24 protein-coding genes are annotated in these 23,154 nt (G+C 62.3%); 13 read left to right on the forward strand and 11 right to left on the reverse strand.

The window, feature by feature from the left end:
* Nucleotides 1–15 precede the first annotated feature (15 nt).
* Genes Q8O69_RS22275 through coaBC form a run of 3 tightly spaced genes read right to left on the reverse strand, consistent with a single transcriptional unit; the run spans nucleotide 16 to nucleotide 4,351 of the window.
* A complete protein-coding gene (locus tag Q8O69_RS22275; protein WP_371136197.1) occupies nucleotides 16–2,613 on the reverse strand; it encodes a phosphomannomutase/phosphoglucomutase in 2,598 nt (865 codons plus the stop codon).
* A gap of 44 nt (nucleotides 2,614–2,657) precedes the next feature.
* Nucleotides 2,658–3,113, reverse strand: a complete 456-nt coding sequence (dut, locus tag Q8O69_RS19745; RefSeq protein ID WP_305593902.1) for a dUTP diphosphatase — start codon at nucleotides 3,111–3,113, stop codon at nucleotides 2,658–2,660.
* 29 nt (nucleotides 3,114–3,142) lie between these two features.
* Nucleotides 3,143–4,351, reverse strand: a complete 1,209-nt coding sequence (coaBC, locus tag Q8O69_RS19750) for a bifunctional phosphopantothenoylcysteine decarboxylase/phosphopantothenate--cysteine ligase CoaBC (protein ID WP_305593904.1) — start codon at nucleotides 4,349–4,351, stop codon at nucleotides 3,143–3,145.
* A gap of 193 nt (nucleotides 4,352–4,544) precedes the next feature.
* Here coaBC and radC point away from each other — a divergent pair, with 193 nt between their 5' ends.
* On the forward strand, nucleotides 4,545–5,219 hold the full coding sequence (gene radC / locus Q8O69_RS19755) for a DNA repair protein RadC (protein ID WP_305593906.1): 675 nt from the start codon (nucleotides 4,545–4,547) through the stop codon (nucleotides 5,217–5,219).
* Here the strand turns inward: radC and Q8O69_RS19760 are convergent.
* Entirely contained in the window at nucleotides 5,216–6,805 is a 1,590-nt protein-coding gene (locus tag Q8O69_RS19760; RefSeq protein ID WP_305593908.1) for an ABC transporter substrate-binding protein, read from the reverse strand. The genes radC and Q8O69_RS19760 overlap by 4 nt on opposite strands.
* A gap of 348 nt (nucleotides 6,806–7,153) precedes the next feature.
* Between Q8O69_RS19760 and rpmB the strand changes: the two genes are divergently transcribed.
* Nucleotides 7,154–7,390: a 50S ribosomal protein L28 gene (gene rpmB / locus Q8O69_RS19765; protein ID WP_090240685.1), complete on the forward strand. Its 237-nt coding sequence runs from the start codon at nucleotides 7,154–7,156 to the stop codon at nucleotides 7,388–7,390.
* Nucleotides 7,391–7,400: 10 nt separating this feature from the next.
* The gene (gene rpmG / locus Q8O69_RS19770; RefSeq protein WP_022960960.1) at nucleotides 7,401–7,556 is read left to right on the forward strand and encodes a 50S ribosomal protein L33; all 156 of its coding nucleotides are present in this window, start codon (nucleotides 7,401–7,403) and stop codon (nucleotides 7,554–7,556) included.
* A 192-nt stretch (nucleotides 7,557–7,748) separates the two neighbouring features.
* On the opposite strand, the gene Q8O69_RS19775 is transcribed toward rpmG, so the two are convergent.
* Nucleotides 7,749–8,114, reverse strand: a complete 366-nt coding sequence (locus Q8O69_RS19775) for a cupin domain-containing protein (protein ID WP_275960226.1) — start codon at nucleotides 8,112–8,114, stop codon at nucleotides 7,749–7,751.
* Nucleotides 8,115–8,377: 263 nt separating this feature from the next.
* On the opposite strand from Q8O69_RS19775, the gene Q8O69_RS19780 reads away from it, so the two are divergent.
* The 3 genes from Q8O69_RS19780 to Q8O69_RS19790 all read left to right on the forward strand — a co-directional run bounded on the left by Q8O69_RS19780 (nucleotide 8,378) and on the right by Q8O69_RS19790 (nucleotide 12,375).
* Nucleotides 8,378–9,871 (forward strand): aldehyde dehydrogenase, encoded by a 1,494-nt coding sequence (locus Q8O69_RS19780; RefSeq protein ID WP_305593911.1) that lies wholly within the window; start codon nucleotides 8,378–8,380, stop codon nucleotides 9,869–9,871.
* A gap of 354 nt (nucleotides 9,872–10,225) precedes the next feature.
* A complete protein-coding gene (locus Q8O69_RS19785) occupies nucleotides 10,226–11,383 on the forward strand; it encodes an MFS transporter (protein WP_305593913.1) in 1,158 nt (385 codons plus the stop codon).
* A 35-nt stretch (nucleotides 11,384–11,418) separates the two neighbouring features.
* Nucleotides 11,419–12,375 (forward strand): OmpA family protein, encoded by a 957-nt coding sequence (locus Q8O69_RS19790; RefSeq protein ID WP_305593915.1) that lies wholly within the window; start codon nucleotides 11,419–11,421, stop codon nucleotides 12,373–12,375.
* Nucleotides 12,376–12,380: 5 nt separating this feature from the next.
* Here Q8O69_RS19790 and Q8O69_RS19795 read toward each other — a convergent pair whose 3' ends face one another.
* Nucleotides 12,381–13,823, reverse strand: a complete 1,443-nt coding sequence (locus Q8O69_RS19795; RefSeq protein ID WP_305593917.1) for a PLP-dependent aminotransferase family protein — start codon at nucleotides 13,821–13,823, stop codon at nucleotides 12,381–12,383.
* Between the two features lie 182 nt (nucleotides 13,824–14,005).
* On the opposite strand from Q8O69_RS19795, the gene Q8O69_RS19800 reads away from it, so the two are divergent.
* Nucleotides 14,006–14,251, forward strand: a complete 246-nt coding sequence (locus Q8O69_RS19800; protein ID WP_305593932.1) for a DUF1127 domain-containing protein — start codon at nucleotides 14,006–14,008, stop codon at nucleotides 14,249–14,251.
* Nucleotides 14,252–14,293: 42 nt separating this feature from the next.
* Here Q8O69_RS19800 and Q8O69_RS19805 read toward each other — a convergent pair whose 3' ends face one another.
* Nucleotides 14,294–15,607 (reverse strand): FAD-binding oxidoreductase, encoded by a 1,314-nt coding sequence (locus tag Q8O69_RS19805; protein ID WP_305593918.1) that lies wholly within the window; start codon nucleotides 15,605–15,607, stop codon nucleotides 14,294–14,296.
* Between the two features lie 175 nt (nucleotides 15,608–15,782).
* Between Q8O69_RS19805 and Q8O69_RS19810 the strand changes: the two genes are divergently transcribed.
* Nucleotides 15,783–16,136 (forward strand): YkgJ family cysteine cluster protein, encoded by a 354-nt coding sequence (locus tag Q8O69_RS19810; RefSeq protein ID WP_305593919.1) that lies wholly within the window; start codon nucleotides 15,783–15,785, stop codon nucleotides 16,134–16,136.
* A gap of 131 nt (nucleotides 16,137–16,267) precedes the next feature.
* Here the strand turns inward: Q8O69_RS19810 and Q8O69_RS19815 are convergent, their stop codons facing one another.
* Nucleotides 16,268–16,756 (reverse strand): Lrp/AsnC ligand binding domain-containing protein, encoded by a 489-nt coding sequence (locus Q8O69_RS19815; RefSeq protein ID WP_090240673.1) that lies wholly within the window; start codon nucleotides 16,754–16,756, stop codon nucleotides 16,268–16,270.
* A 155-nt stretch (nucleotides 16,757–16,911) separates the two neighbouring features.
* On the opposite strand from Q8O69_RS19815, the gene dadA reads away from it, so the two are divergent.
* The 5 genes from dadA to Q8O69_RS19840 all read left to right on the forward strand — a co-directional run bounded on the left by dadA (nucleotide 16,912) and on the right by Q8O69_RS19840 (nucleotide 21,066).
* Nucleotides 16,912–18,210, forward strand: coding sequence for a D-amino acid dehydrogenase (gene dadA, locus Q8O69_RS19820; protein ID WP_305593923.1), 1,299 nt, complete (start codon nucleotides 16,912–16,914; stop codon nucleotides 18,208–18,210).
* Nucleotides 18,185–18,535: a RidA family protein gene (locus tag Q8O69_RS19825; RefSeq protein ID WP_090250506.1), complete on the forward strand. Its 351-nt coding sequence runs from the start codon at nucleotides 18,185–18,187 to the stop codon at nucleotides 18,533–18,535. Before dadA ends, Q8O69_RS19825 begins: the two co-directional genes overlap by 26 nt.
* 89 nt (nucleotides 18,536–18,624) lie before the next feature.
* Nucleotides 18,625–19,698, forward strand: a complete 1,074-nt coding sequence (gene alr, locus Q8O69_RS19830) for an alanine racemase (RefSeq protein WP_305593925.1) — start codon at nucleotides 18,625–18,627, stop codon at nucleotides 19,696–19,698.
* 286 nt (nucleotides 19,699–19,984) lie between these two features.
* On the forward strand, nucleotides 19,985–20,533 hold the full coding sequence (locus Q8O69_RS19835; RefSeq protein ID WP_305593926.1) for a cupin domain-containing protein: 549 nt from the start codon (nucleotides 19,985–19,987) through the stop codon (nucleotides 20,531–20,533).
* 110 nt (nucleotides 20,534–20,643) lie between these two features.
* Nucleotides 20,644–21,066 (forward strand): cytochrome c5 family protein, encoded by a 423-nt coding sequence (locus Q8O69_RS19840; RefSeq protein ID WP_275960235.1) that lies wholly within the window; start codon nucleotides 20,644–20,646, stop codon nucleotides 21,064–21,066.
* A 33-nt stretch (nucleotides 21,067–21,099) separates the two neighbouring features.
* Here Q8O69_RS19840 and Q8O69_RS19845 read toward each other — a convergent pair whose 3' ends face one another.
* The 3 genes from Q8O69_RS19845 to Q8O69_RS19855 form a co-directional block, all read right to left on the reverse strand.
* Nucleotides 21,100–21,486, reverse strand: a complete 387-nt coding sequence (locus Q8O69_RS19845) for a hypothetical protein (RefSeq protein ID WP_305593927.1) — start codon at nucleotides 21,484–21,486, stop codon at nucleotides 21,100–21,102.
* Between the two features lie 46 nt (nucleotides 21,487–21,532).
* On the reverse strand, nucleotides 21,533–22,105 hold the full coding sequence (locus Q8O69_RS19850; protein WP_275960237.1) for a xanthine phosphoribosyltransferase: 573 nt from the start codon (nucleotides 22,103–22,105) through the stop codon (nucleotides 21,533–21,535).
* A 245-nt stretch (nucleotides 22,106–22,350) separates the two neighbouring features.
* Nucleotides 22,351–23,154: 3'-5' exonuclease (locus tag Q8O69_RS19855; RefSeq protein WP_305593928.1), on the reverse strand; the 804-nt coding region annotated here is incomplete at its 5' end.

The raw sequence follows: 23,154 nt of genomic DNA on the forward strand, positions 1-23,154 counted from the left end.
CAATTCGCTAATCAATCAGAACGGCAGGTCGAGGTCGGGCACCGCGCTGTACAGCTGGGCGCGGAAGACTTCCTTGATCCGTTCGAGTTCTTCTTCGGTTTCCGCCTCGAAGCGCAGCACCAGCACCGGCGTGGTGTTGGAGGCGCGTACCAGGCCCCAGCCTTTGGGGTAGTCGACGCGCACGCCGTCGAGGTTGGTGATATTGCCTTCACCCCATACGCCGTCGCGTTGCAGGCGTTCGATGATGCTGAACTTGCTCTGCTCGGTGACCTGGATATTGATTTCCGGGGTGGCGATGTCGTTGGGGAAGGCGCTGAACACGTGCTCGGCGTCGCGGCGATCCTGGCTGAGGATTTCCAGCAGGCGCGCGGCGGCATAGATGCCGTCGTCGAAGCCAAACCAGCGCTCCTTGAAGAAGATATGCCCGCTCATTTCGCCGGCCAGCAGCGCGCCGGTTTCCTTCATTTTTTTCTTGATCAGCGAGTGGCCGGTTTTCCACATTACCGGGCGGCCACCGTAGCCGCTGATCAGCGGGGTCAGGCGGCGCGTGCATTTGACGTCGAAGATGATGTCGGCGCCCGGGTTGCGTGATACCACGTCCTTGGCGAACAGCATCAGCAGGCGGTCCGGGTAGACGACAGTACCGGTATTGGTCACCACGCCGACGCGGTCGCCGTCGCCGTCGAAGGCCAGGCCGATGTCGGCTTTCTCGCTTTTCACCTTGGCAATCAGATCCACCAGATTTTCCGGCTTACCGGGATCGGGGTGGTGGTTGGGGAAGTTGCCGTCGACTTCGCAGTACAGCGGAATCACCGAGCAGCCCAGCGCTTCGATCAATTGCGGGGCGATCACCCCGGCCACGCCATTGCCGCAATCGACCACCACGCGCATGGGCTTGGCCATGGCGATGTCGTCGCGGATCTGCTTGAAGTAGCGCTCCAGCACATCAACCTGTTCGACCGTACCGACACCGCTGGCCAGGTCGTTATTGTCGATGCGTGCTTTCAGCGCCTGGATCTGTTCGTTGGCCAGGGTGTCGCCGGCGATGACGATCTTGAAGCCGTTGTAATCGCGCGGGTTATGGCTGCCAGTGAGCATCACCGCCGATTTGCCGGTGAGGATATGCCCGGCGTAATACACCACGGGCGTCGGCACCATGCCGACATCGCTGACGTTACAGCCGCAATCGAGCAGGCCCTGGATCAGCTGTTGCGCCAGCTCCGGGCCGGACAGGCGGCCGTCGCGGCCAACGGCGATGTTCGGCTCGCCCTGCGCCAGGCTCTGCGAGCCGATGGCGCGGCCGATCCAGTAGGCGGTTTCGGCATTCAGGGTGCGGCCGACTACGCCACGAATGTCATAGGCGCGGAAGATGTCGGCAGGCAGCTTGGGCGCTTTCGCCTGCACGGGAGCGGGGGCCGGCTCATCGAGGCCGAGCAGGTCCTGGTCTTCGTCGAGAATATCGATGTCGAGGATATCGGTGTCCTGGAACAGTGGATCGACCATGGCGCTGGCGGGCGTCTGCATGGCGGTGACGCCTGGGTTGGCTGCGCCTGCATTGGCAGTCGGGGCGGCGGCCTGTTCAGTGGCGCGGCGCGGCATACGTGCGAGGTTCTGCGCGAGGATATCCAGGGCTGGCAGGCTCAGGCTGAACGCCTTGACGGCCTTGCCGGCGGACAGCTCCTTGAGCATCTGCCCCAGTTGCAGCACATCGTCACGCAGGTGACGTTGCAGGCTGCTCTGCAGCAGGTAGAGGCCGACAATTGCACCAGCCAGGGCCAGCAGCCCGGCAATGGCCAGCAGCAACGGCGAGAACACCGGGTTGGTCAGTGACGGGCCGGGGGTAAAGCTGACCGTCCAGTTGGGGTTGCCGGTGCTGAATGCTTGCGCGGTGCCTTGTGCGTCGCCGCGCTGGGCGAGGACCTGGGCAGCGGTGTTGTTGAACTGCTGGATCAGCTGGATCTGGCCGATTTCGGCGGGCATCACCGGCAGGCTGGCGAGCAGGCGTTCCAGATCCACGGCCAGCAGCAGGGTGCCATGCAGCGGCTCACCTTCGCTCAGGCGCAGCGGCGCGGCGCTATACACCAGCCAGCGCTGGCCGACTTTGTAGGCCTCGGGTGCGGGCGTTTGGCCGTTTTCTGCGCGGCGCAGCATGTCCAGCGCGGCGAAGTTCATCGGCGCGCTGCGGCCCATGTCCTGCACGGCCTGGCTGCGGGCGTTGAGGTGCGCGTCGACCACCCCGTGCCAGTAAGTGAGGTTGCGTTCGGCGTCGCGGATCTGATTGATGTCCTGGCTCTGCAGGGCTTGCAGCAGTTGAGGGTTGCGCGCGGCTGCCTGGGTGTCGGCGCTCAGTTGCTGCAGAGCTTTCTGCAACACGGTCGCCTGACCGCCACCCCAGGCCTGGCTGAGTTGCTGCAGCTGTTGCTGGTAGGCGCTGTTGAGCGGGCCGAACCAGAGCAGCGCACCGGCCAGGATGATGCCGACTAACGCCGCCAGCACACCCGGCAACAGGGCATTGGGGCTGTTTTTGGCCGCTTTGGCGGCAGGGGCACTGGTCAGTTGGGCGCTGGCGGTTACTCCGTCAGCGTCCTTGGCCGTGCGCTTGAAGAGTTTCATGCAGCGTCTCCTCGGCAATTCATCCTGGAATTAGATTAAGGCAATCAATGGCTACCGGAGTGGCCGAAGCCGCCTGCGCCGCGTTGGCTCTCATCGAACTGTTCAACCAGCTCGAAATGCGCCTGCACCACCGGTACCAGAATCAGTTGGGCGATACGCTCACCGATGGCGATGGTGAAGGCGCTCTGCCCACGGTTCCAGCAGGACACCATCAATTCGCCCTGGTAGTCCGAGTCGATCAGGCCGACGAGGTTCCCCAGGACGATGCCATGTTTGTGACCCAGGCCCGAGCGCGGCAGGATCATCGCGGCCAGACCGGGGTCGCCGATGTAGATCGACAGGCCGGTGGGGATCAGCACGGTTTGCCCCGGTTCCAGCACCAGGTCCTGCTTGAGCATGGCGCGCAGGTCGAGGCCGGCGGAGCCCGGCGTGGCGTAGTGCGGCAGGGGAAATTCGTTGCCCAGGCGCGGGTCGAGGATCTTGGCTTGTAAGGCGTGCATATCAGGCTCTGTGGTCGGTGAGTGCAGCGTCAGTTGCGGGCCAGGCGTTCGGCAATAAAGCTCACCAATTGGCGGGCAATCTTGCTTTTGCTGGTCTGGGCGAAACTGCTCTGCTGAAGCTCACGGTCGATGATGGTGATGGCGTTTTCTTCGCTGTTGAAGCCGATGCTGGGGTTGGCCACGTCATTGGCGACGATCAGGTCGAGGTTCTTGTCGCGTAGTTTGCGCGAGGCGTACTCCAGCAGGTTCTCGGTCTCGGCGGCAAAGCCGACGCTGAACGGCCGGTCGCTGCGACCCGCCAGGGTGGCGAGAATATCCGGGTTACGCACCATTTGCAGGAGTAGACCGTCGCCACTGCTCGGGTCTTTTTTCAATTTGTGCTGGGCGACCACTTCCGGGCGGTAGTCGGCCACGGCGGCGGCGGCAATCAGCAGGTCGCAGGGCATTGCGGCTTCACAGGCGGCGAGCATGTCGCGGGCGCTGGTGACGTTGATGCGGGTGACGCGCTCGGGTGTCGGCAGGTGCACCGGGCCGCTGATCAGGGTGACCTTGGCGCCGGCTTCGGCGGCCGCCTCGGCGAGGGCGAAGCCCATCTTGCCGGAGCTGTGGTTGGTGATGTAGCGCACCGGGTCGATGTTTTCCTGGGTCGGGCCGGCGGTAATCAGCACATGCTTGCCGGTCAGCGCCTGGTGCTGGAAGCAGTCGGCGGCGCATTGCACCAGCTGCTCGGCTTCGAGCATGCGGCCCAGGCCAACATCGCCGCAGGCCTGGCTGCCGGCGGCGGGGCCGAACAGATGCAGGCCGCGTTGGGCTAGAAGCTGGGCATTGGCCTGGGTCGCCGGGTCGCGCCACATGGCCTGGTTCATGGCTGGAGCGAGGGCGACAGGCGCATCGGTGGCCAGCACCAGGGTGGTCAGCAGGTCATCGGCGACGCCCTGGGCCAGGCGCGCCATCAGATCGGCGGTGGCCGGGGCAATCAATACCAGATCGGCCCAGCGTGCCAGTTCGATATGGCCCATGGCGGCTTCGGCCTCGGGGTCGAGCAGATCGAGGTGCACCGGATGCCCGGACAGGGCTTGCAGGGTCAGCGGGGTGATGAATTCACGACCGCCTTTGGTCATGACCACGCGCACGTCGGCGTCCTGGTCCTTGAGTCGGCGAATCAGCTCGGCACTTTTATACGCGGCAATACCGCCGCCCACGCCAACAATGATGCGTTTCCGATACAGCCGCTGCATAGGCCTGCCTTTGATAAAGATGGATATACACCGCGACGCCGACACCTCCCCAGGCCAGGCGCCGCGCAAAAGTTGGGCTACGATAGCACAGAGCCTGCAGCGGAGTAGCGCTGCCAAGCGCTTGCCAGGCTTGGCTTTGCGGCACTCGGGCGCGGCGGTTTGCCGCGCCTGGTAACACACACAAGGAGGTGTGATGAGTATTCGTGATTGGCCTGCGGCCGAGCGTCCGCGGGAAAAGCTGCTGGCTCAGGGTGCAGGCACTCTGACTGATGCAGAGTTGTTGGCGATTTTCCTGCGTACAGGTGTCGCCGGACAGAGTGCGGTGGACCTGGCGCGCCACTTGTTGGGCGATTTCGGCAGTCTGCGGGCATTGCTGCAGGCGGATTTGCCGTCGTTCAGTCAGCGCCTGGGCCTGGGGCCGGCCAAGTTTGCCCAGTTGCAGGCGGTTCTGGAGATGGCGCGCCGGCATCTGGCCGAGCAATTGCGCCGCGATTCCGCCCTGGAAAGCCCGCAGGCGGTGCGCGATTACCTAAAAGCGCTGCTACGTCATGAGCCGCATGAGGTGTTTGGCTGCTTGTTTCTCGATGCCAAGCACCGCGTACTGGCGTTCGAGGCGTTGTTTCATGGCTCCATCGACACTGCCAGCGTTTATCCCAGGCAGGTGGTTAAACGCGCGTTGGCGCATAACGCGGCGGCCTTGATCCTGACCCATAACCATCCATCCGGCGTCGCCGAGCCCAGTCAGGCGGATCGGGTGCTCACCCGTCGCCTGAAAGAGGCGCTGGAGCTGGTGGATGTGCGCGTACTCGACCACTTTATCGTCGGCGACGGTGAGCCGCTGTCGATGGCCGAGTACGGCTGGCTTTAAGGGTTTAAACGCACCTTGGCAAAATCCTGGCGACCGAATGGGCTGACCTGATAACCCTCGACCTGCTTGCGCGTCAGCGCATAGGCGGTCGGGTGGGCCAGCGGTAGCCACAGCGCCTGCTGCTGGATGATCTGCTGCGCTTCTTTATATATCTGGCTGCGCTGCGCCTGGTCGCTGGTGCTTTTGCCATCGGCGATCAGCTTGTCCAGTTGCGGGTCGCAATAACGGGCGAAGTTCAGCCCGGATTCAAGTGAGGCGCAGGCAAATTGCGGGGTGAGGAAGTTGTCCGGGTCGCCGTTGTCGCCGGCCCAGCCCATAAACAGCAGGTCGTGCTCGCCGGCTTTGGCGCGGCGAATCAGCTCGCCCCATTCGATCACGCGGATTTCCGCTTTGATGCCGACCTTGGCGAGGTCCGCCTGCAGCAACTGTGCGCCCAGGCTTGGGTTGGGGTTGAGTACGCTGCCGGTGGGGCGGGTCCAGATGGTGGTGCTGAAGCCATCGGCCAGGCCGGCCTGCTTGAGCAATTCGCGGGCTTTCTGCGGGTTGTGCGGGTAGCCGGGCAGTTCGCTGGCATAGCTCCAGGTATTCGGCGGGTAGGGGCCATTGGCGGCTTCGGCGCTGTTTTCGAACACCGCCTTGAGGTAGCTGGCCTTGTCGAACGCCAGGTTGATTGCCTGACGCACGGCGGGCTGATCCAGCGGCGGGTGCTGGCTGTTGATGCCGACGAAGGCGGTCATAAAGGCGGCGGTATGCGCGCTCTGCAGTGTGTTATCGCCGCTGATGGCCTGCACATCCTGCGGTTTCGGTGACAGGGCGATATGGCACTCGCCGCGGCGCAGCTTCTGCAGGCGCACGTTGGCGTCTGGGGTGATGGCGAACACCAGGTTGTCCACTGCAGGTTTGCCGGCGAAGTAGCTTGGGTTGGCGCCGTAACGCACGCTGGCGTCCTTCTGGAAGCGTTTGAAGACAAACGGGCCGGTGCCGATTGGCTGGCTGTTGAGGGTCTCCGGCGTGCCCGCTGCCAGCAATTGCGCGGCGTACTCGGCGGAATAAATAGAAGCGAAGCCCATGCTCAGGGTGGCAAGGAAGGTTGCGTCCGGGCGGTTAAGGTTAAAGCGCAGGCTGTGTTCGCCGGTCTTGTCGATACTCTTGATCAGGCTTGGCAGCTGCATCGACTGGGCGTGTGGATAACCACTGGGGGCGACCTTGTGCCAAGGATGCTTTGGGTCGAGCATGCGCTGAAAGCTGAACAGCACGTCATCGGCATTCAGCGGGCGGCTGGGGCTGAAATACTCGGTCTGGTGAAACTGCACGTCCGGATGCAGGGTGAAGCTGTAGCTCAGGCCGTCCGGGCTGACCTCCCAGGCCTGCGCCAGGCTCGGCTGCAGAGTGCCGCTGGTCGCGTCGAAGTCCACCAGGCGGTTCATCAACACGTCGGCCGAGGCGTTGGTGGTGGTCAGCGAGTTGTACTGCACTACGTCGAAGCCGTCTGGGCTGGCTTCTGTGCAGACGCTGAGCGTGCTGGCCTGGGCCAGGGCGGGCGCAAGAAGCGGGGCGAGCAGCAGCGGTAGGGCGGCGAGACGCATGGCAAACTCCTGAATAGCGGTGGGCGCGCTGGCGCAGGTCCTACCCTAGGCCATTAACCGGCGGCAGGGCAATCAGTCTTGGCGACGAGCGGTCGATCTGCGCGGGTGCCCTTGCTGGCTAGCCTGGACGCAACAATCGCCGGTTGGCGTCTGCCGGGTAAAGTGCGTTTAACCTTGTTGCACTGGGGGCTTTCTGGTATAAAGCAGCGCTCTTTTGTAGGGGCCCGGTTCTTGCGCTTTCAGGTACGGCCGGTAAGACCCTCGAGATACGCGGCGCTGCGCGCCAAGATTGAATAATTAGCGGCCAACCCATGCCGGGTTGGGCATGTGGTTTTAGAGGGCTGAGGCATGTCGAGAGTCTGTCAAGTTACCGGTAAGGGTCCGGTAACCGGGAATAACATTTCCCACGCAAACAACAAAACCCGTCGTCGTTTCCTGCCGAACCTGCAGCATCACCGCTTCTGGGTCGAGTCTGAGAACCGTTTCGTGCGTCTGCGCGTTTCTGCCAAAGGCATGCGTTGCATCGACAAGCGTGGTATTGACGTCGTTCTGTCCGAGCTGCGCGCTCGCGGCGAAAAGGTTTAAGGAGAAAGTCATGCGTGAATTGATCCGTTTGATCTCGAGTGCCGGTACTGGTCACTTCTACACTACCGACAAAAACAAGCGCACCACTCCGGACAAAATCGAAATTAAAAAATTCGATCCGGTTGTGCGTAAGCACGTGATGTACAAGGAAGGCAAGATCAAGTAATTGATCTGGCTCCTTGCCGAAAAAGCCCGCTTTTATAGCGGGCTTTTTCTTGCCTGCGATTTGGCTTGGTAAACCCTGGGCGATAAAAACTGGCCGGGAGCCATGTTTAACGCTGCGTAGCAACGGTCGCCAGGAATGGCAGGCAATAAAAAGCCCGCGCAAGGCGGGCGAAGGGTGACGCATGAAGAGCTATCAGTTGCTGGCTTGCTCGAAGATCACATAGACCTTGCGGCATGGCTCCAGCACTTCCCAGGTGCCGGAGAACCCGGCCGGGATGACGAAGCGGTCGCCCGCGCGCAGGGTTTTGGCGTTGCCGTCCTGGTCGCGCAGCACCGAGACGCCTTGCAGAATCTCGCAGTACTCGTGTTCGGTGTAATTGATGGTCCAGTGACCGACGCCGCCTTCCCAGATACCCGTATTGAATTGACCGCACGGGCTACCGTAGTGGTTGCGCACGCTTTGCTCGGGGTCGCCCTTGAGCACTTTCTCTGCAGCCGGACGGTAATGTTCGGGTGTGGTAGTAGCGGTGGCGAAGTCGACGATCTTTTCGATGTTCATAAGCATGTCCGGTAGGGATTGAGTGCCTGTTAAGGCCAGGCTTGTTGTCGGTCGGGGTGACGATTTCGGCAGTCTATGTTTAATAAAGCACACATAACAAGGCGGCTTTGCCAGTTTTTGTAAAAAATATTGGAAGTGTGCAAGCCTCTGGTTTAGTGTTGCCGGCAGGATTGGGTGAGCAGGTTCTTGCGGCCCCCATGCAGAATAATTGACAGCGCGTGCGGCCGACCTGCGGCGCTTTACTAGCGATAGAGGATGTTCGAATGACTAGCCTGACTCGTGCCGACTGGGAGCAGCGCGCCAACAACCTGAAGATCGAAGGCCGCGCCTTTGTTCATGGCGAGTACCGCGCTGCTGTCTCCGGGGCCACCTTCGAGTGCATCAGCCCGGTCGACGGTCGTCTGCTCGGCCTGGTGGCCAGCTGTGATCTGGCCGATGCCGAGTTGGCCGTGGCGGATGCCCGCGCCACCTTCGAATCTGGCGTCTGGTCGCGCATGGCCCCGGCGCAGCGCAAGCGCGTGATGATCCGCTTTGCCGACCTGATGGATCAGCACGCTGAGGAGCTGGCGCTGCTGGAAACCCTCGACATGGGCAAGCCGATCAGCGACGCCCTGGGCGTCGACGTACCGGGTGCCTCGCGGGCGATTCGCTGGAGCGGCGAAGCGGTCGACAAGATCTACGACGAAGTGGCGGCTACTCCGCACGACGAGCTGGGCCTAGTTACCCGCGAGCCGGTCGGCGTCGTTGCGGCCATCGTGCCGTGGAACTTCCCGATGATCATGACCGCCTGGAAGCTCGGCCCGGCCCTGGCCACCGGTAACTCGGTAATCGTCAAACCATCCGAAAAATCCCCGCTGACTGCCCTGCGCATGGCCCAGCTGGCGCTGGACGCCGGCATCCCGGCGGGCGTGCTCAACGTGCTGCCGGGTTACGGCCATACCGTCGGCAAGGCGCTGGCGCTGCACATGGATGTCGACACCCTGGTGTTCACCGGTTCGACCAAGATCGCCAAGCAGCTGATGATCTATGCCGGCGAATCGAACATGAAACGCGTCTGGCTGGAAGCGGGCGGCAAGAGCGCCAACATCGTCTTCGCCGATGCGCCGGACCTCAAAGCGGCAGCCGAAGCCGCCGCAGCGGCGATCTGCTTCAACCAGGGCGAGATGTGCACCGCCGGCTCGCGCTTGCTGGTGGAGCGGTCGATCAAAGACACCTTCATGCCGATGGTCCTGGAAGCCATGCAGGACTGGAAAGCCGGTCACGCCCTGGACCCGGACACCAAGGTCGGCGCGCTGGTCGACGCCGGCCACCTGAATGCGGTGCTCGGCTATATCGACGCCGGCCACAAGGATCAGGCCAAGCTGCTTTGCGGTGGCAAGCGCACCCTGGAAGAGACCGGCGGCGTCTACGTCGAGCCGACCATCTTCGATGACGCGCACAACGCCATGCGCATCGCCCAGGAAGAAATCTTTGGCCCGGTGCTGACGGTCATTCCGTTCGACAGCACTGAGGAAGCCATCCAGATCGCCAACGACAGCATCTACGGCCTGGCCGCAGCCATCTGGACCAGCAACCTGTCCAAGGCGCACCTGGCAGCCAAGGCCCTGCGCGTTGGCAGCATGTGGGTCAACCAGTATGACGGCGGCGACATGACTGCGCCGTTCGGTGGCTTCAAGCAGTCCGGTAACGGTCGTGACAAGTCGCTGCATGCCTTTGACAAGTACACCGAGATCAAGGCGACCTGGATCAAGCTTTAACGATAGCAGGGCGATCTCCTGGTCGTCGGCCATACGGCGTTGCGTCCTCGCTTTTAATGCTCACGTACTGCAGTACGCTGCGCTTAAAAGCTGCGGGGCGCCTGATTCGCTAGCGCTCACCCTGCGGGCCAGCCTTCGGCTGTTACTCCCGTTGGTCGTTGGTACTGGCCTTAGCCCAGAAGATCTTTTCCGGGGCGCAATCCGGTCGAGGCAGGCTGGGTAGTATTGCGATAAAGGTCCGCCCTCTCTGGGGCCGGCTCGAAAAGGGCCACACCTGCGGCCGGGTTCCTATGGAGCCCGGCCGTTTTGCATCTGCGTGCGGGTGCCGAGCGAGCCAGGGAATGGAGTGAAAAAATGAATTGGATGACCTATTTCGCCGTCAGCGCGGCAGTGGTGATCGTTGGCTTGGCGCTGGGCGTGACGCTGCCGCTGGTGTCGTTTCGCCTTGAGTCCTGGGGTTACGGCCCCTTTGCCATCGGTGTGATGGCCGGTATGCCGGCCATTGGCGTGCTGGTCGGGGCGCGTCTCACTGGGCACCTGGCCGGCTGGTTTGGCACGCCGCAGACCCTGCGCCTGTGCCTGCTGGCCAGCGCCGCCTCGGTCGCGCTGCTTAGCGTGATGCCGAGCTACCCGCTGTGGCTGTTGCTGCGTCTGCTGATTGGCATCTCCTTGACCGTGGTGTTTGTGCTCGGCGAAAGCTGGATCAATCAGCTGGTCGAGGACCGTCTGCGCGGCCGTCTGGTGGCGCTGTATGGCACCGGCTTTGCGCTCAGCCAGCTGTGCGGGCCGCTGCTGTTGACCCTGCTGGGTACGGAAAGTGACCGCGGCTTCTGGTTCTCTGCCGCGCTGCTGGTGGGCGGTAGCCTGCTGCTGTTAGGCCGCGATGGAGCGCCCAAGGTCGATGCGCAGAGTGCCTCTGGGCGTGGCATCCTGGCGTTTTGCCGCACCTCGCCGGCGATTGCCTGGGCGGTGGTGTTGTTTGCCGCGTTCGAGGCGATGGTGCTGACTCTGTTGCCGGTGTACCTGGTGCGCGAAGGCTTTGCCCAGCAGTTGGCGTTGATCATGGTCAGTGCGGTGGTGGTCGGTGATGCCGCGCTGCAATTGCCGATTGGTTGGATGGCCGACCGGGTGCCACGGCAGACGCTGTTCCGTTGCTGCGGGGTGGTGCTGTTGCTGTCGAGCCTGAGCATTCCGTCATTGCTGCATACGCCGCTGATTTGGGTGGTGCTGGTGCTGTTCGGCGCCAGTGCGGGCGGCCTGTATACCCTGTCGCTGATTCTGGTCGGCCAGCGCTATCGCGACGATGCGCTGGTGCGCGCCAATTCGCATATTGCCTTGCTCTGGGGCGCGGGTTGTCTGCTCGGGCCGCTGTCGACCGGTGCCGCCAGTCAGTGGGTTAGCGGCCATGCGCTGCCGATCCTGATGGCGATTGGCGCGGCGCTGTTTGTCTGGCTGGCGTTTCAGCGTGGGGCCTTTGCCAGCCCGCTGGCGAGCACGGGGGGCAGCAGCTAGGGTTTCCTCCAGATCCATTCGCCGGGAAGTCGATCATGTTCAGCAGAATCCTTGCACTATTTTTGAGCCTGGTGGCGGGGGTGGCCGCTGCCGGCGATCTGCCCGGTAGTGCCGACCACCCGGCTATTGCCCGCTACGACGGGGCGGAAATCTATGCCTATGAGGTTCAGGCCTTTACTGACTGGCGCTTTATCAAGGGCGCAGCCACGGTCTATGGCGGCCTGCAGAAAAACCTTGATGCCAGCGAGGTGCTGGAGGGCAAGCTGACCCGGCTTGGCTACCGTGCGCCCCCCGAGCGCACGCCGTTGGAGATTTTCCGCAACTATCAGCAGGCCCTGGCCGACGCGGGCTTCGAGACGCTGTTCGCGTGTGCGCGTGAGGAGTGCGGCGGGCGCAATTTCAACCATGCGATCACCCTGGACATGCACTTACGTGAGTACCACCAGGATCAGCGTTACCTGTATGCCCGGCTCAAACGGCCCGAGGGCGACCTGTATGTCGCGCTCTATGTCATCCTCAATCAGGCCGGGGGTGGGCCGAACAAGGGCCGCAGCCTGATTCGGCTGGATGTGCTGGAGCGCAAGGCCATGGAGCAGCGCATGGTGGTGATTGAGGCGCCGGCCATGCAGGTGGATATCGATGCCAAGGGCAAAGTGGCGCTGTACGGGATCTTCTTCGACTTCGATCAGGCCAGCATGCGCGCCGACTCCGCCGCGCAGCTGGAGGAAATCACCAAACTGCTCAAGGCCAGCCCGGTGCTCAAGGTGCTGGTGGTCGGTCATAGCGACGGCAAGGGCGCGCTGGACTACAACCGCGAGCTGTCGCAACGGCGCGCGCAGTCCATCGTCAAGGCGCTGGTCGAGCAGCACGGCATTGCCGGCGAACGCCTGACGGCTGTTGGGGTGGGCATGGCGGCACCGTTGGCCAGCAATCGCAGCGAGGAAGGCCGCGCGCTTAACCGTCGCGTCGAGCTGGTCGAGCGCTCCGAGTAGCGCGCTCAGTCTGACCCTGGTGCCAACTGCTGCTCGGCGAGTAGTGCGGCCACGCATTCGCCAACCTGACGAATCGCCTGTTCAAGTTCCGGGGTGGGTTTGCCGGCGTAGTTGATGCGCAGGCAGTTGCGGTATTTGCCGGCGGCGGAAAAGATGCTGCCGGGGGCGATCTGGATGGCGTGTTGCAGCAATTCGCGGTTCAGGCGCTGGCTGTCGAAACCGGTCGGCAGTTCAAGCCACAGCATAAAACTGCCCTGCGGCCGGCTGACCCGCGTGCCGGTCGGGAAGTAGCGGCTGATCCAGTCGATCATCAGGTCGCGCCCGCGCTGATACTGGGCGCGCATGCGTCGCAGGTGCGGCTCGTAATGGCCGGCTTCCAGGTATTCGGTGATGGCCAGCTGGGGCAGCTGGGCGGTGCTGCCGGTTCCCATGTATTTCATGTGCAGCACGCGATCCAGGTAGCGCCCCGGGGCAATCCAGCCGATGCGCAGGCCAGGTGCCAGGGTCTTGGAAAACGAGCTGCAGAGCAGCACGCGGCCATCCTCGTCGTAGGATTTGATGCTGCGTGGGCGCGGGTAGCTGTAGGCCAGGTCGCCGTAAACGTCATCCTCGATAATCGCCACGTCATAGCGCTGCGCCAAGGCCAGCAGGGCGCGCTTGTTGGCATCGGGCATGATGTAGCCCTGCGGGTTGTTGCAGGTCGGGGTCAGCTGGATGGCCTTGATTGGCCATTGCTCCAGTGCCAGTTCGAGCGCTTCCAGGCTGATGCCGGTGATCGGGTCGGTGGGCAACTCCAAGGCCTTCATGCCAAAACCCTTGAGCGCCTGCATCACGCCGTGAAAGCTCGGCGAATCCACCGCAACGATATCACCGGGCTCACAGATAGCGCGGATCGCCGCCGACAGCGCCTCGTGGCAGCCGGTGGTGACGATAATCTCCTCGGGTGACAGGCTGCAGCCGGAGTCGAGCATCAGCCGCGAGATCTGTTCACGCATGCCCAGGTGGCCGTAAATGCAGCCGTAGGTCAGGCTGCTGGCGTCCTGGCGGCGGCTCAGGCGTGATAGCGAGCGCAGCAGCGGTTTCAGCGTCGGGCTGTCGATATCCGGTCGGCCTCGACCGAGTTGCAGCAGGCCTTCCTGCCCCGGCGGTCGGCTGATCAGCTCCAGCACCTGATCCCACTGCGAGACATCCACCGGGCGCTGGGCCATGCGGCTGACCATCGGCAGCGCCGGCTGGTGGCGCGCCTGGGGCACAAAGTAGCCGGACTTGGGCTTGGGTGTGGCCAGGCCCTGATCTTCCAGGTGGCGATAGGCTTGCTGCACCGTGCTCAGGCTGACGCCATGTTCCAGGCTGAGGGCGCGCACGGAGGGCAGGCGATCACCGGGACGATACAGGCCCTGCTCGATGCGGGTGCCGAGCAGTTCGGCCAGATTGATATAGAGCGTCATAACAGTTGCCTCGCAATTTCTCTGTGTGGTGCGCAAAGCCAGTACAGATCGACGATAAATCCACCATTCAGAGCTTATTCGCTGAAATCTGTATGGATTTAAAATTACATTTTTGCATCTGTCATGCTTTTTCCGTCTCGCCCATGATGATCTCCCATCAGGCTTACGGGCAGGAGCAGGCGATGAACGGTTTAAGTGATGTCAGGCTGAGCATGAAAGCAGACGAATTGCAGCAGGAGTCCGCTGTCGGGCATCTGTATGCTCGTACGGGTGGGATTAAACCAGCTGTACGCCGCTGGAACGCATTCTGGCTGCGACTGACAACCCGCCGGGCGTTGCTGACGCTGACCGATGAGCAGCTCAAGGATATTGGCCTGAGCCGCGAACAGGCCCGGCGCGAGGCGTTTCTGCCGTTCTGGAAGCTGTAAGGGGAGTGCGCAGCAGGCTTTGCGGCCTGCTGCGCAGGGCAATCAGACCAGCTCTTTCATCCGATGCCAGAGCATGCCCAGCGCTAACAATGGTGAGCGCAGGTGTTTGCCGCCAGGGAAGGTCATGTGTGGCACCTTGGCGAACAGGTCGAAACCGCTGCTGGCCTGGCCGGCGATGGCCTCGCCGAGCAGCTTGCCGGCCAGGTGCGTGGCATTCACGCCGTGGCCCGAGTAGGCCTGGGCGTAATACACGTTGGGCTGTTCCTTGAGGCGGCCGATCTGCGGCAGGCGGTTGGCGCCGATGCCGATCATGCCGCCCCACTGGTAGTCGATCTTCACGTCTTTCAGGTGCGGGAAGACTTCCAGCATTTTCGGCCGCATATAGCCGGCGATGTCTGCAGGATCGCGACCGGAATAGTGGCAGGCACCGCCGAACAGCAGGCGGCGGTCGGCGGACAGGCGGTAGTAATCCAGGGCCACGCGCTGGTCGCACAGCGCCATATTCTGCGGAATGATCGCCCGCGCTTCGGCTTCGGACAGCGGTTCGGTAGCAATCACATAGCTGCCGGCGGGCAGTACCTTGCCGCCCAGGTTGCTGTTCAGGCCATTCAGGTAGGCGTTGCAGCCGAGCACCAGGGTGGCTGCGCGCACCACGCCCTGGGCGGTGTGCACCTTGACCTCGCTGCCGTAGTCGATGCGCGTCACTGCCGAGTTCTCGAACAGCTGCACGCCCAAGCTCTGCGCCGCAGCGGCTTCGCCGAGGGCCAGGTTGAGCGGGTGCAGGTGGCCGGAACCCATGTCGATCATGCCGCCGACGTAGCGGTTGGAACCGACCACTTCGTGCACCTGCTCCGGTTGCAGCAGGCGCATTTCATGGCGGTAACCCAGCTGCTTGAGCTCGGCCATGTCTTCGGCGAAGTCGGCGAGGTGGCTGGGTTTGTTGGCCAGGTCGCAGTAGCCCCAGGTCAGGTCGCAGTCGATGTTGAACTGCTCGATACGCTGGCGGACGATTTCCACCGCTTCCAGGCCCATCAGTTTCAGCTCGCGCACGCCTTGCGCACCAATCACCGATTCGAACTGCTCAACGCCATGGCCGACGCCGCGAATCAGTTGGCCGCCGTTGCGCCCGCTGGCGCCCCAGCCGATTTTGTGCGCCTCCAGCAGCACCACCGAAAGGCCTTTTTGCGCCAGTTCGATGGCCGTGTTAACGCCGGAAAAGCCGCCGCCGACAATGCACACATCGGCGCGCAGCTCACCGCCCAGGGCAGGGTACTCGAGCTGGCGATTGGCGCTGGCGGCGTAATAGGAGTTGGCGTGCTGGCTGTTGTGAACCGGCTGGTGAACGCGGGCGTTCATGTGTGGAATCCTGATTATTGTGTTTGGAAAATTTTACGAAGCATAAGCGTGGGATTTGCCAAACGCCAAGAGGCAATCGCGAAATAAGCGGATTTTCGTCGGCTGGCTCGCGCAGCCACCGCGATCCAGCCCGCTGCGCGGTTACTATGCCGGCCTGTGTTTCAGGATCACGCCCATGAGTTGCACCAGCCGCAAGATCGACCAGCTGCGTTTGCAGATTCCCAGTTTCGCCTGCGTGCCGGGTTGCCATGATTGCTGTGGCCCGGTCACCGCGTCATCCGAGGAGATGTCGCGGCTGCCGGTGAAAAGCGATGCCGAGCATGACGCCGCGCTAGCCGAGTACAACTGCGTACACCTAGGGCCACAAGGCTGCACGGTGTATGACCAGCGCCCGCTGATCTGCCGCCTGTTTGGCACCACGCCGAGCCTGCCGTGCCCGCGCGGCCAGGGGCCGGAGCAGATGATTGAGCCTGCAGTGGAAAAGCAGGTGCATCAGCTGATTGCGACTACCCGCCAGGTGCTGGTGTAGGTTGGGTCGGGCCACGTTGGTCGGGCCACGTTGGTTGAGCGTAGCGAAGCCCAACAAGGGAGTGCGCAGCGCTCCGCCCGACTATCTTGTTTATACCTCGTTGGGCTTCGTCGCAGGCTCCTCAACCCAACCTACTCAGCAATCGGTAGGCTCAGGCTCTCTTTCACTTCTTCCATGACGATATAGCTCTTCGACTCACGCACGTGCGGCAGCTTGAGCAGGATGTCGCCGAGCAGCTTGCGGTAGCTGGCCATCTCGTTGATCCGCGCCTTCACCAGGTAGTCGAAGTCGCCAGACACCAGGTGGCATTCGAGTACGTGCGGCAGTTTCAGCACGGCGCGGCGGAACTCCTCGAAGGTGTCGCCGGACTTGTAGTCCAGGCTGATCTCGACAAACACCAACAGGCTGGCCTTGAGCTGCTGCGGGTTGAGCCGGGCGTGGTAGCCCATGATGATCCCCTCGCGCTCAAGACGACGGACACGCTCGGTACAAGGCGTGGTCGACAGGCCGACCCGTTCGCCCAGCTCGGTAAAGCTGATGCGCCCATCTTCCTGCAGGATGCGCAGGATGTTGCGGTCGATCTTGTCCAGTTCGCGGCGGCTTTGATGCTGGGTGCGCATGGTGGATACCCCTCTACAGAAGGCGATATTGCCAAGAATTGTCGCCAAATATAGCTATTTATATAGTGAAAAGCACTGCTGATCTCTTCCTATACTGCGCTCAATTGTGATCTCAAGAATTATCCGTCGCGCATTGTCGCGGCGAGGAGAGCGGCATGCGGGTTCTGGTTCTCGGTAGCGGTGTGATTGGTACAGCCAGTGCGTATTACTTGGCGCGTCAGGGCTTTGAAGTGGTGGTGGTCGACCGGCAGCATGCCCCGGCCATGGAAACCAGCTTCGCCAACGCCGGTCAGGTGTCCCCTGGCTACGCCTCGCCATGGGCGGCGCCGGGTGTGCCGCTGAAAGCGATCAAGTGGCTGCTGCAAAAGCACGCGCCGCTGGCGATCAAGGCCACCGCCGATATCGACCAATACCTGTGGATGGCGCAGATGCTGCGCAACTGCACCGCCAGCCGTTACGCGGTGAACAAGGAGCGCATGGTGCGCCTGTCCGAGTACAGCCGCGACTGCCTCGACGAACTGCGTGCGGAAACCGGTATCGCCTATGAAGGCCGCAGCCTGGGCACTACCCAGCTGTTCCGCACCCAGGCGCAACTGGATAACGCGGCGAAAGATATCTCCGTGCTGCAGCAATCTGGTGTGCCCTATGAAGTGCTCGACCGCGCTGGCATCGCCCGCGTTGAGCCGGCCCTGGCCGCCGTTACCGACAAACTGGCCGGCGCGCTGCGTCTGCCCAACGATCAGACCGGCGATTGTCAGCTGTTCACCAGCAAGCTGGCCGAGATGGCCAAGGCGCTGGGTGTGGAATTCCGTTTCGGTCAGGACATTCAGCGCATCGACGCCGTGGGCGATCGGGTCAATGGCGTGTGGATCGACGGCAAGCTGGAAACCGCCGACCGCTACGTGCTCGCCCTCGGCAGCTTCAGCCCGCAACTGCTCAAGCCGTTGGGCATCAAGGCGCCGGTGTACCCGCTCAAGGGTTACTCGCTGACCGTGCCAATCACCAATGTGGCGATGGCGCCGACTTCGACCATCCTCGATGAAACCTACAAGGTGGCGATCACCCGTTTCGACAACCGCATCCGCGTCGGCGGCATGGCCGAGATCGCCGGTTTCGACCTAAGCCTCAACCCGCGTCGCCGCGCCACCCTGGAAATGATTACCGCCGACCTCTACCCGCAGGGCGGCGATCTGCGCCAGGCCGAATTCTGGACCGGCCTGCGTCCGGCCACTCCGGATGGCACGCCGATTGTCGGGGCCACCGGCTTGCGCAATTTGTTCCTCAACACCGGTCACGGCACACTGGGCTGGACCATGGCCTGCGGCTCCGGTCGCCTGCTTGCCGATCTGATGGCGAAAAAGCGCCCGCAGATCAGCGCCGAAGGCCTGGATATTTCCCGTTACAGCCGTTCCCAGGAGAGTCATAAGCATGTCAGTACAGCGCCTGCACACTGAAAGTCGTTACAGCGAAATCGTCATCCATAACGGCACGGTCTACCTGGCCGGGCAACTGGCGGACGACTACAGCGGCGACATCGTGCAGCAAACCCGCGAAACCCTGGCCAACACCGACCGCATGCTGGCCGAGGCCGGCAGCGACAAGTCGAAGATCCTCTCCGTGACCATCTACCTGAAGGACATGGATCGCGACTACGCCGGCCTCAATCAGGTCTGGGATGCTTGGGTCGCGCCAGGCGCGGCGCCTGCACGGGCCTGCGTCGAGGCGAAGATGTACAAGCCTGAGGTGCTGGTGGAAATGATGATCGTGGCCGCCCTGTAAATCGGCCCGTCCCGTTTGCGATAAGTGTTTGCCCGGCCATCACCCCGGGCTTTTTTATAGCCTGAAAACTGCTGATAGCCGAGAACATCATGCGTCCTGCCCGTGCTCTGATCGACCTGCAAGCCTTGCGTCACAACTACCAACTGGCCCGCGAGGTCAGCGGCGCGCGCGCCCTGGCGGTGATCAAGGCGGATGCCTACGGCCATGGCGCGGTGCGTTGTGCTCAGGCGTTGCAGGAGCAGGCCGATGGTTTTGCCGTGGCCTGCATCGAGGAAGCGCTGCAGCTGCGCGAGGCCGGCATTAGCGGGCCAATTCTGTTGCTGGAAGGGTTCTTCGAGGCCGACGAGTTGCCGCTGATCGAGCAGCACGACCTCTGGTGTGTGGTGCATTCACTGTGGCAGCTGGAAGCGATTGAGCGCAGCGCTGTGCGCGGCCCGCTGACGGTCTGGTTGAAGATGGACAGCGGCATGCACCGCGTCGGCCTGCACCCGGCCGATTATCAGGCGGCCTACCAGCGCCTGCTGGCCAGTGGCAAGGTGGCGAAGATTGTTCTGATGAGTCACTTCGCCCGTGCCGACGAGCTGGATTGCCCGCGCAGTGCTGAACAGTTGGCCGTGTTCCAGCAGGCGCGCCAGGGCATTGTCGCCGAGGTCAGCCTGCGCAACTCGCCTGCCGTATTGGGCTGGCCGAGCGTGCCGAGCGACTGGGTGCGCCCTGGCATCATGCTTTACGGCGCCACCCCGTTCGAACAGGCGCAGGCAGTGGCCGCGCGGCTGCAACCGGTAATGACTCTGGAATCGAAGATCATCAGCGTGCGCGAACTGCCGGCCGGCGAGCCGGTGGGCTATGGCGCGCGCTTTGTCAGCGAGCGGCCGACCCGTGTCGGTGTGGTCGCCATGGGCTATGCCGACGGCTACCCACGTCATGCACCGACGGGTACGCCAGTGGCGGTGGACGGCCAGCTGACCCGCCTGATCGGCCGCGTGTCGATGGACATGCTCACCGTCGATTTGACCGATCTGCCGCAAGCGGGCCTGGGTAGCCGGGTCGAACTCTGGGGTAAACAGGTGCTGGCCAGCGATGTGGCCGCCCAGGCGGGCAGCATTCCCTATCAGCTTTTCTGCAACCTGCGCAGGGCGCCGCTGCTCTATCTCGGGGCTTAGAGTCTGTTCAAAGGCTGCTGCGCGTCGGCCCTGCTGCGTTAAAAACAGGCTCGGACTGCTCATTTACAACCCGTAAAGTCGCCCGCGACTCCGACCGTTCCTCGCCTGTTTTGATCAGCCGGAGGCTGTTACTGGCGTAGCGCCTTGCATGGTTCTGGCTCGCGAGCCCTTGAATAGGCTCTAACACGCACGCTGTAGACGAGTTTGAACGCGAGTGTTGTAAATTCCGAACGCTATGCCATGATACGGCGACTTTTCTGTATCTATCCCAAGGGGGACTCCAGCATTGGACGTCGGTGTACGCCTGCAATCCATTCGCAAACTCAAAGGCCTTTCCCAGCGTGAACTCGCCAAGCGGGCGGGCGTCACCAACAGCACCATTTCGATGATCGAGAAGAACAGCGTAAGCCCTTCGATCAGTTCGTTGAAAAAGGTGTTGGCGGGTATCCCCATGTCGCTGGTGGAGTTCTTCTCCCTGGATGTGGAGCAGGATAGCCAGGCTCAGGTGGTCTATCGCGCCGCCGAACTCACCGATATCTGCAGCGGGGCCATTACCATGAAGCTGGTGGGCAAGGCGCATCCGAGCCGAGCCATTTCCTTCCTTGATGAAACTTACCCCAGCGGTACCGACACCGGCGACGAAATGTACGCCCACGAGGGTGAAGAGGCCGGCATGTTGGTTGAAGGCAGGCTGGAGCTGACCGTCGGTGATGAGGTGTTTATCCTCGAACCGGGCGACAGCTACTACTTCGAGAGCAGCAAACCGCACCGTTTCCGTAATCCGTTCGAGCAGCCAGCGCGGCTGATTAGCGCAACTACGCCGGCCAATTTCTAAATAACCCTGCGACAATATGGGTTGTTTCGGCGGCAGCGGCTTGCCGTTATACTGTCGCCCGCTCGCGAAACCGTGGCCGCGAGCGTGACTAGCCACGAAGAGGGTGTACCGTGAACCTGATTAAAAAGCTCCTGGTAGCACCGGCTACCGTTTTGGCTCTGTGGGCAGTGACTGCTCAGGCCACGACCGACGATGCCATTGCCGAGCGACTGAAGCCGGTCGGCCAAGTCTGTGTGATGGGTGAAGAATGCAAGGGCGTGGGTGCTGTAGCAGCCACAACTGGCGGCGGTGCGCGTACTGCCGATGACATCATTGCCAAGCACTGCAGTGCCTGCCACACCCCAGGCATCCTGGGTGCGCCGAAAATTGGCGACACTGCAGCCTGGAAAGAGCGCGCAGACCACCAGGGCGGCCTTGACGGCATCCTGGCCAAGGCGATTTCCGGTATCAACGCCATGCCGCCAAAAGGCACCTGCGCGGATTGCTCGGACGACGAGCTGCGTGAAGCGATCCAGAAGATGTCCGGCCTGTAATACGCCTGACTCTGCTGTAAAAAAGCCGCCTATTTAGGCGGCTTTTTTGTGTCGGCGTCTTATCGGTATTCCAGCCAGTTTGCGCAGATATGGGCGCATCAGCAGTGCCAGCAGGCTAAACGTAGCGAATAACGCCAGCGGGCCTTGCAGCAGATACCAGGCGCTGGAGCCGAGTTTCTCGCTGAGCATGACAGAGGTAAGTGACATGCATATTGGGGCTAGCATGCCTGTCAGCCACTGCCACTCAGGGTGTTTCAGGCTGAATGCATAGGTCGCCAGAAACAGGCCGCCCAGCACCGCGTTAGCGCCTAGCAGAAGCAGTAAGGGCGGGGCCGTCGCCAGGCTCACAGCCAGCAGGCCGAGCAACCCGCCAGCAATCCAGGGCATCTTGTCGAGGGTCTTGGCAGCATGCTTGCGCACGTGCGTAGTCGCCTTTTGGTAATCACGATCCATGTGTGTGCCCCATTTAATCAATAAAACTGACCTGACCATCCTTAAGTGAATCAATGCGCGCCAGCGACTCGACCCGATAGCCCTGCGCATCCAGTTCGGCGCGGCCGCGCTGGAAGGACTTTTCGATCACCACGCCAATGCCGGCGATGCTGGCGCCGGCCTGGCCGATCAGGTCGATCAGCGCGCGTGCGGCATGGCCGTTGGCCAGGAAGTCGTCGATCAGCAGCACGTGATCCTTGGCGTTCAGGTGCTTGGCCGAAATGGCCAGGGTGCTTTCGGTCTGCTTGGTGAAGGAAAACACCTTGGAGATATACAGGTCGTCCTTGAGCGTCAGCGACTGGTACTTGCGCGCGAAGATCACCGGCACGCCCAGCTCCAGGCCTGCCATCACCGCCGGGGCAATGCCCGAGGCTTCGATGGTGACGATCTTGGTGATGTTCTGGCCGGCGAAGCGCTGGGCAAACTCATGGCCGATCTGCTGCATCAGCGCCGGGTCGATCTGGTGATTGAGAAAGGCATCAACCTTGAGCACCTGCTCCGAGAGCACGGTGCCTTCATCGCGAATCTTCTGTTTTAGCGCTTCCACGCGGTTACCCTCGTTGTTCTAGTGTTTTGCCTAGGATGGGTGATAACCCATCGCAGCGGTTGATGGGTTATCACCCATCCTACGGTCTGCGCTGTAGGTTGGGTTGAGACGCGCAGCGGCGAAGCCCAACATTGGTGGCCGCATGGCATGTCACTCGCCTTGTTGGGCTTCGTTCCTCAACCCAACCTACATCGTGATTGATCAATTATCCCTGGAGGCCACACCACGGGCGCGCCGCTACGCGGCTATTTCTTCAGCATGGCGCGCATATTGGCCAGTGCCGAGTTGCCGGTAGCAGCCTTGACCTCGGGTGGGGCGTCTTCCAGGCCTTCCCAGATTAGATCCTCAGGCGGCAGTTCATCGAGAAAACGGCTCGGTGAGCAGTCGATAATTTCGCCGTACTGTTTGCGCTTGGCAGCGAAGGTCATAGTCAGGTTGCGTTTAGCGCGGGTGATGCCGACGTAGGCCAGGCGCCGCTCTTCTTCAACCGTATCGGCCTCGATGCTGGAGCGGTGCGGGAGGATTTCCTCCTCCACGCCGAGGATATACACCGACGGATATTCCAGGCCCTTGGAGGCATGCAGGGTCATCATCTGCACGCCTTCGGCGCCTTCCTCTTCTTCCTGTTGGCGTTCCAGCATATCGCGCAGCACCAGCTTGCCGATGGCGTCCTCGATGGTCATGTCGCCGTCTTCGTCGCGCTCCAGGGTGTTCTTCAGCGCTTCGACGAGGAACCAGACGTTGCCCATGCGCGCGTCGGCGACCTTGTCGTTGGAGGCGTTCTGCCGCAGCCAGTTCTCGTAGTCGATGTCCATGACCATGCTGCGGATCGCCGCAATCGGGTCGTTCTGCGCGCATTCCTGGCGCACCCGGTCCATCCACTTGGTAAAGCGCGCCAGGCGTTCGGTATAGCGCGCATCCAGTTGCTCACCCAGGCCGATTTCGCCGGCGGCGGCGTACATGCTGATCTTGCGGCTGGTGGCGTAGTTGCCGAGTTTTTCCAAGGTAGTCGAGCCGATCTCGCGGCGCGGTACGTTGATCACCCGCAG

The sequence above is a fragment of the Pseudomonas sp. genome (assembly GCF_030690725.1).
In the GTDB taxonomy this organism is placed as follows: Bacteria; Pseudomonadota; Gammaproteobacteria; order Pseudomonadales; family Pseudomonadaceae; genus Aquipseudomonas.